Raw genomic sequence first — 8,036 nt, 5'->3', positions numbered from 1 at the left:
GGCGCGGCGGCCCCGTACCGGCGCTCGAACCCGGCGAGCTGGCCGCGCGCGTCGCCGGTGAGTACGCGGCGGCCCGCGGCACGGAGGCCCTGCCCCGGCTGACCTCGCTGCTGGCGTACGGCAGCGCCGATCCGGCCGACCCGCTGTGCGCGGCCCATCTGCACTGCCCGCCGCTGGCCGTCGCGGTCGCGGCCGACCTGGCCGTCTCCGCCCTCAACCCCTCGCAGGACTCCTGGGACCAGGCGCCGGCCGCCACCACCCTGGAGACGCTGCTGCTGGCGGAACTGGCGGAGCTGGTGGGCTACGGCGAGGAGGCCGCCGGGGTGCTGACCTCCGGCGGCACCGAGTCCAACCTGATGGGCCTGATGCTGGCCCGCGACCGGGTGCTGGGGCGCGCGTCGGGGCGGCAGGTCGAGCTGGAGGGCGTGCCGCGCACCGGCCCGCGCCCCCGCGTGTTCACCTCCGCCGCCGCGCACTTCTCCGTACAGCGCGCCGCCGCCCTGCTGGGCCTGGGCGAGGACGCGGTGGTGCCCGTCGGCGTCGACCACGCCCAGCGCATGGACCCCGGCGCGCTGGCCGGCGCCCTGAGGCGGTGCGCGGACGCCGGCGAGCTGCCCGTCGCCGTCGTCGCCACCGCCGGGACCACCGACACCGGCACGGTCGATCCGCTGCCCGAGTGCGCGCGCCTGGCCGCCGAGTACGGCGCCTGGTTCCACGTGGACGCGGCCTACGGCGGCGGCGCGCTGCTGTCGGACCGCCTGGCCCCGCTGCTGGACGGCGTCGAACTGGCCGACTCCGTCTCGCTGGACTGGCACAAGCTGGGCTGGCAGCCGGTCGCGGCGGGCGTGTTCCTCGTCCGGCGCGCGGAGACGTACGCCTCGCTCGCCCGCCGCGCGGTCTACCTCAACCCGCGCGACGACGAGGAGGCCGGCTACCCCAGCCTGCTCGGCCTGTCGCTGCGCACCACCCGCCGCGCGGACGGCTTCTCCATCGCCGTCACCCTGCGCACGCTGGGCCGCGAGGGCCTGGGCCGGCTGGTGGACGCCTGCCACGACCTCGCGCTGGCCGGGGCGGCGGCGGTGCGCGCCCACCCCCGGCTGGAGCTGCACGCCGACCCGGTGCTGACGGCGTTCCTCTTCCGCTACCTGCCGCGCGGGCAGAGCGATCCCGAGCGGACCGACCGGATCAACGCCGCCCTGCGGCGCAGGCTGCTGCGCGAGGGCCGCGCGGTCGTCGGCCGCACCGAGCTGCCGGGCGGGGGACCGGGCCGGGTGCGGCTGAAGCTCACCCTGCTCAACCCGCACGCGACGCCCGCCGACGTCGAGCGGCTGCTGCGGGCGGTCGCCGAGGCGGGCCTCGCCGAGGAGCGGGCCGAGGCGGATCTCGCCGAGGGGCGGGCCGGGGAAGGAACCGGGGAACGGGCCGGTGAGCGGGCCGGGAGCCGAGCCGAGGAGGAGCCCCTGTGAACCCCACCCCCCGGGACGGAGACCCGCCGGTGCACGGCGGCCGCCCGTACGACGGCCCGTACGGCGGCACCGACCCGCTCGACCACCCCGACCCGCAGCGCGCCGCCGGCACCGCCGCGGCCGAGCGGCTGCTGCGCGCGTACGTCCGCGAGACCGGCACCGAGGTGCCGGCCGCCGGGCAGTCGCTGCACCTGGTGCTGCCGCTGAGCAGGATGACGCTGCGCGTCCCGGTGCGCTACCGGTCCGCGACCGGCTGGCACCGCTTCGGCGAGGTGCGCGTCGTCACCTCCGAGCGGGGCGGCAGCCTCCCGGCGGGCATCTCGCTGGCGGCGGCGGGACTGGTCCGGGAGCACGCGCTGCGGCGCGGCGGCTCCCTCCTGGACGGCGACGACGCGGTGGCCCGGGTGCTGGACTCGGCCCGCCGCACCGCCGTCCACCTGGCCCGGCGCCGCGCGGAGGCCCCGGGCACGGCGGGCCCGACCCCCTTCCTGGACGCCGAGCAGGCGCTGCTGCTGGGTCACCCCCTCCACCCCGCGCCCAAGAGCCGCGGGGAGGCGTCGGACGCCGAACTGGAGACGTACTCGCCGGAGTTGCGCGGCTCCTTCCCGCTGCACTGGTTCGCCGCGCACCCGGACGCGGTGGTCGGGGAGAGCGCGGACGGCCGTCCCGTCGCCGAGCTGCTGCGGTCCCTGGCCGCGGGCGTGGAGGTTCCCGGCGGCATGGTGCCGGTGCCCGCCCACCCCTGGCAGGCGCGCGAGGCCGTACGCCGTCCGGAGACCGCCGCGCTGCTGGAGGCCGGGCTGCTGCGCCCGCTGGGTCCGGCCGGTCCCGCCTGGTACCCCACCTCCTCGCTGCGGACGGTGCACCGGCCGGACGCGGAGGCGATGCTGAAGCTGTCGCTCGGCATGCGGATCACCAACTCCCGCCGCAACAACCTCCGCGGCGAGCTGCGGCTGGGGGTGCGGGCCGCGCGGCTGCTGGCCGCCGGGTCACCGGACCGCCCCGGGCCGGGCGGGTGGCTGCGCGCCGAGCACCCGGAGTTCGGCATCCTGCGCGACTTCGCCTGGGTGTCGGTGGGCCGCGGCGAGGGCGCCCCGGAAGCGGGACCGGAGACGGGGCTGGAGACGGCGATACGCGACAACCCCTTCCGCGGCGGGACCGGCGAGGCGCTGTGCGTGGCAGGTCTGCTGGCCGAGCGCACCGGTCCCGGCGACGGCTCCCCGCCGCCGTACCGCGCCGCGCTGTGCGAGGCCGTGGAGCGGGCCGCCCGCGCCCACGGGATCTCCGCCGCCGAGGCGTCCGAGCGCTGGCTGCTGCGCTACCTCGACGTGCTGGCCGTCCCCCTGATCCGCCTCCAGGCCCACCACGGGATCGCCCTGGAGCCGCACCACCAGAACACCCTGGTGTCGCTGGGCTCCGACGGGCTGCCGGTGGCGGGCCGGTACCGCGACAGCCAGGGCTACTACGTCGCCGCCTCCCGCGCCGCCGCGCTGGAGCGGCTGCTGCCGGGCCTGTACGAGGGGGTGGAGCTGGTCTTCGAGGACTCCTTCGTCGACGAGCGCGTCGCCTACTACCTCGGGGTCAGCAACCTGCTGGGCCTGGTGGGCGCGTTCGGCTCGTTCGGCCTGGCCCGCGAGGAGCGCCTGCTGCGCGTGCTGCGCGACGCGCTGGAGCGGCTGCGCGCCGCCGAGCCCGGCGCCAAGGGCCTGCTCGACCCGCTGCTGGACGCACCGTCGCTGCGCTGCAAGGCCAACTTCCTGACCTGCGTGGACGGGCTCGACGAGCTGGTCGGCGACGTCCACACCCAGTCCGTCTACATCGACCTTCCCAACCCCCTCGCGGAGGCACAGCGGTGACCGACCACTCCACCCCGCCGCACGGCGCGTACGACCTCGTCGGCGTCGGCATCGGCCCGTTCAACCTCTCCCTGGCCGCGCTCTGCGACGGCGTGCCGGGGCTGGACACCCTCTTCCTGGACCGCCGGCCCGCCTTCTCCTGGCACCCCGGCCTGCTGCTGGAGGGCACCGTCCTCCAAGTGCCCTTCATGGCCGACCTGGTGACGATGGCCGACCCCACCAGCCGCTGGTCCTACCTGAACTACCTGCGCGAGCACGGGCGGCTGTTCCCGTTCTTCTTCTCCGAGCGCTTCCACATCCCGCGCCGCGAGTACGACCACTACTGCCGCTGGGTCGCCGAGCGCCTGCCCTCGTGCCGCTTCGGCGCGGAGGTGACGGCGGTGGAGTGGGACGCCTCGGCCGAGGCGTTCGCCGTCACCCACCGCGCGCCGGGCGGTCCGGGCGGGGGCCGGGAGGAGCGCGTACTGGCCCGGCGGGTCGTCCTCGGCGTCGGCACCACCCCGGTCGTGCCCGAGCCGCTGCGCCCCCTGCTCACGCCCGCGCACGCCGGGCGCGTACTGCACAGCGCCGACTACCGCACCCACCGCGCCGCCCTCGCCGCGGCCGACGACGTGACGGTGGTCGGGGCGGGGCAGTCCGGCGCGGAGGTCGTCCTCGACCTGCTGCGGCGGCAGGACGGCGAGGGGCGCGGCGGCCCGTACGTGCGCTGGCTGGCGCGCACCCCGGCGTTCGCGCCCATGGAGTACTCCAAGATCGGCCTGGAGCACTTCACCCCGGACTACGTGCGCTACTTCCGCACCCTGCCCGAGGCCGTCCGCGACCGGCTGGTGCGCGAGCAGTGGCAGCTCTACAAGGGCGTCGGCGAGCACACTCTCGGCGAGATCCACGACGAGCTGTACGAGCGGACCATCGGCGGCGGCCGCCCGCGCGCCGGCCTCCATCCGGGCGTGGAGATCACCGCCGTGCGCCCGGTGGAGGACTCCGGGGGCCGCGGCTATGTACTGGGCTGCCGCCACACCGGGCAGGGCACGGAGTTCGAGGTGCGCACCTCGGCGGTCGTCGCGGCCACCGGCTACGCGGCCGTACGGCCGGCCTGCCTGGACCCGCTGGAGAAGCTCGTCGACTGGGACGCGCGCGGCCGCTACCGCGTCGGCGGCGACTACCGCGTCGCGCTCGACGCGAGCGTCACCGGCACGCTGTACGTGCAGAACGCCGAGATGCACACCCACGGCGTGGGCGCGCCCGACCTCACCCTCGGCGCGTGGCGGGCGGCGGTGATCCTCAACTCCGCCGCCGGGCGCACCGTACTGCCCGTGCCCGACCGGGCGGCCTGGACGACCTTCGGCGCACCCGAGCCGGAGGCCGGGGCCGGGGAGTCCGGAGCCCGGGAGCCCGGGGCGCGCGCCGGGGAGGCGGCCCGATGAGCGCCGCCCCCCGCGACGCCTGGCGGGAGGCCGGGCGCAGACTGCTGGTCAAGGCCGTCGAGGAGTTCGCCTACGAGGAACTGCTCGTCCCCGAACCCGAACCCGAACCCGGCCCCGGAACCGCTGCCGGCGTACCGGACGCGTACCGGCTGGACCTGGGCGGCGGGGTGTCCTGGACGTTCCGCGCCGCCCGCGGCTCCTTCGGCTCCTGGCGCCTGGTCCCCGGCACCCTGCGCCGCCACCCCGCGCCCGGCGGCGTCACGGGAGAAGAGGAGGGGGAGGAGGACGGCCCCGAGCGGCTGCTGCTCGACGCCCGCCCGGTGCTGGGCTGGGACGGCCCCACCACCGCCGAGGCGCTGCGCGAGCTGACCGCCACCCGCCGCGCCGAGGCCGAGGTCATCGCCCGCGACCTGCCCGCCGCCGCCCTGGCCGACCTGGACCACCTGGAGCTGGAGTCCCACCAGGACGGCCACCCCTGCATGCTGCTCAACAAGGGTCGCCTGGGCTTCTCCGCCTCCGACGCCGCCGCCTACGCCCCCGAGGCGGCCGGCGAGGTGCGGCTGCGCTGGGCGGCCGTCCACACCACCCTGGCCTCGTACGCTGGCATACCGGGCCTGGACGCCCAGGCGCTGCTGTCCGAGGAGCTGGACGCGGCCGTGCGCGAACGTTTCGCCACCGCCCTCGCCGACGCCTGCGCCCAGGGCCCTCACGCCCCGGGCGACTTCGTCTGGCTGCCGGTCCACCCCTTCCACTGGGACGAGGCCGTTGCCACCCTCTTCGCCCCCTACCTCGCCGACGGCCGGATCGTCCCCCTCGGCGAGGGCCCGGACCGCTACCGGCCCCTCCAGTCGATCCGCACCCTCGCCAACCTCGACCACCCCGGCCGCCGCAACGTCAAGGTGCCGCTGCTCATCCGCAACACCCTGGTGTGGCGCGGGCTGTCCACCGAACCGACGCGGGCCGCGCCCGACATCAGCGCCTGGCTGCACGCCGTACGCGACGCCGACCCCTACCTCCGCGACGAGCTGCGCTTCCACCCCCTTGGCGAGGTGGCCTCCGTCGCCGTGCGCCACCCGCTGTACGAGTCGGTGGCCGACGCCCCCTACCGCTACCACGAGCTGCTGGGCGCGGTGTGGCGCGAGCCGGTGACCGCCCTGCTGCGCGACGGCGAGAGGGCCCGCACGATGGCCGCCCTGCTCAAGACCGGCTCGGACGGGAAGGCGCTGGTCGCCGAACTGGTGGAACGTTCCGGCCTGCCCCCGCGCGCCTGGCTGGCCCGTTTCCTCGCCGCCCTGCTGCCGGGGCTGCTGCACTGCCTGTACCGCCACGGCATCGCCTTCTGCCCGCACGGCGAGAACACCGTGGTCCTCCACGACGCCCGCGAGGTGCCCGTCGGCATCGCGCTCAAGGACTTCGCCGAGGACGTCAACCTGCTCCCCGGCCGCCGCCCCGAGTACGCCGGGCTGCCGGAGCGCGCCGACGCCGTACTGCTGCGCTGGCCGGCGCACGAACTGGCGCACTCGCTGCTGAGCGCCGTCTTCGCGGGCCACTTCCGCTTCCTCGCGCCCCTGGTGGAGGAGCACCTGGGCGTCCCCGAGGCGGACTTCTGGTCCCTGGTGCGCGCCGAGGTCGGCCGCTACCACGACCGCTTCCCCGAACTCGCGGACCGGTTCGAGGAGTTCGACCTGCTCGCGCCGTCCTTCGACCGGGTCGCCCTCAACCGCGAGCAGTTGCTGGGCGGCGGCTTCCACGACCGCGCCGAACGCGACGAGGGCTTCGACGTCGTCCACGGCACCGTCCCCAACCCCCTGGCCGGCGCAGCGCCCCTCACCGCACCGTCCGCGGCAGCCGCACCCGCCGCTTCCACCGAGGAGACCCGGTGACAGACCCGTACGAGCGGCTGCGCGCCGAGGCCGGGGCGGGACGCGTGGAGGAGGTGGTCGTCGCCGTACCCGACCTCCAGGGACGGCTGATGGGCAGCCGCCTGTCCGTGCCCTACTTCCTGGAGGAGGCCGCACGCGGCGGCTTCGGCGCCTGCGTCTACCTGCTCGCCACCGACGTGGAGATGGACACCGGCCCCGGCTACGCCATCGACGCCTGGGACAGCGGCTTCGGCGACTTCGTCCTGCGTCCCGACCCGGCCACCCTGCGCACCGTCCTGCCCTGGGACGAGGGCACCGCCCTCGTCCTGGCCGACGCGGTGTGGCCCGGCGGCGGCCCCGGTCGAGAGCACGAGCACGAGCCGGTCGCCGTCGCCCCCCGCCACGTCCTGCGCACCCAGCTCGACCGGCTGGCCGCCCGCGGCCTGACCGCGTACGCCGGCACCGAGCTGGAGTTCCTCGTCTTCACCGCCTCCTACCGCGAGGCCTGGGAGCGCCGCTACACCGGTCTGCGCCCCGCCGCCCGCTACAACACCGACTACTCCCTCCAGGGCCTGGAGGAGGTCGAGCCGGTCGCCCGCCGCATCCGCCGCGCGATGACGCGCGCCGGGCTGCGGATGGAGACCGCCCGCGGGGAGTGCCACCCGGGCCAGTACGAGATCGTCTTCCGCTACGACGAGGCGATGGCCACCTGCGACAACCACGTCCTGTTCAAGGACGGCGCCAAGCGGATCGCCGCCGCCGAGGGCGCCTCGCTCACCTTCATGCCGAAGTTCGACGAGGGCGAGGGCAACTCCTGCCACGTCCACCTCTCCCTGCGCGGCGCCGACGGCACGCCCGTCCTGGCCGACCCGTCCGCCGGCGACGGCATGTCGGAGCTGATGCGGCACTTCGTCGCCGGGCAGCTCGCCTGCCTGCCCGACCTGGCCCTGCTGATGGCCCCCAACGTCAACTCCTACAAGCGCCTCCAGCCCGGCGCGTTCGCCCCGACGGGCATCGCCTGGGGCCGCGACAACCGCACCTGCCCGATACGGGTGGTGGGCTCGGGGCCGTCCCTGCGCATCGAGCACCGCGTCCCCGGCGGCGACGCCAACCCGTACCTGGCCGTCGCCGCCGCCGTCGCCGCCGGGCTGTACGGCATCGACAACCGCCTGCCCCTGCCGCCGGAGCACACCGCCAACGCCCTGGCCGACCCGTCCGTCCCCCGCCTGCCCACCACCCTCACCGAGGCCCTGCACCGCTGGGAGGGCAGTGGCATCGCGGCCGGACTCTTCGGCAAGGAGACCGTCGCCCACTACGCGCGGGCCGCCCGCGCCGAACTGTCCGCCTTCGAACGCGCGGTCACCGACTGGGAGCGCGTCCGCGGCTTCGAACGGCTGTGAAGCCGGCCCGTGCGTCCGCACACTGGAG

General features: G+C 76.3%; 5 protein-coding genes. All 5 read left to right on the top strand.

The window, feature by feature from the left end; translation table 11 throughout:
• A partial coding sequence (locus ACLIYP_RS03315) for a pyridoxal phosphate-dependent decarboxylase family protein (RefSeq protein WP_412711630.1) occupies positions 1-1,466 on the top strand: 1,466 nt, incomplete at its 5' end.
• Complete coding sequence (locus ACLIYP_RS03310) at positions 1,463-3,322, top strand: IucA/IucC family protein (RefSeq protein WP_412711629.1); 1,860 nt, start codon at positions 1,463-1,465, stop codon at positions 3,320-3,322. The genes ACLIYP_RS03315 and ACLIYP_RS03310, both read left to right, overlap by 4 nt.
• On the top strand, positions 3,319-4,746 hold the full coding sequence (locus ACLIYP_RS03305; protein ID WP_412711628.1) for a lysine N(6)-hydroxylase/L-ornithine N(5)-oxygenase family protein: 1,428 nt from the start codon (positions 3,319-3,321) through the stop codon (positions 4,744-4,746). Before ACLIYP_RS03310 ends, ACLIYP_RS03305 begins: the two co-directional genes overlap by 4 nt.
• Entirely contained in the window at positions 4,743-6,629 is a 1,887-nt protein-coding gene (locus ACLIYP_RS03300) for an IucA/IucC family protein (protein ID WP_412711627.1), read from the top strand. The genes ACLIYP_RS03305 and ACLIYP_RS03300 overlap by 4 nt, the downstream gene beginning before the upstream one ends.
• On the top strand, positions 6,626-8,008 hold the full coding sequence (locus ACLIYP_RS03295; RefSeq protein WP_412711626.1) for a glutamine synthetase family protein: 1,383 nt from the start codon (positions 6,626-6,628) through the stop codon (positions 8,006-8,008). The genes ACLIYP_RS03300 and ACLIYP_RS03295 overlap by 4 nt, the downstream gene beginning before the upstream one ends.
• Positions 8,009-8,036 lie beyond the last annotated feature (28 nt).

The organism is Streptomyces nanhaiensis (assembly GCF_046614825.1).
Lineage (GTDB): Bacteria > Actinomycetota > Actinomycetes > Streptomycetales > Streptomycetaceae > Streptomyces > Streptomyces radiopugnans.
This window is presented reverse-complemented; position numbering and strand designations above follow the sequence as displayed.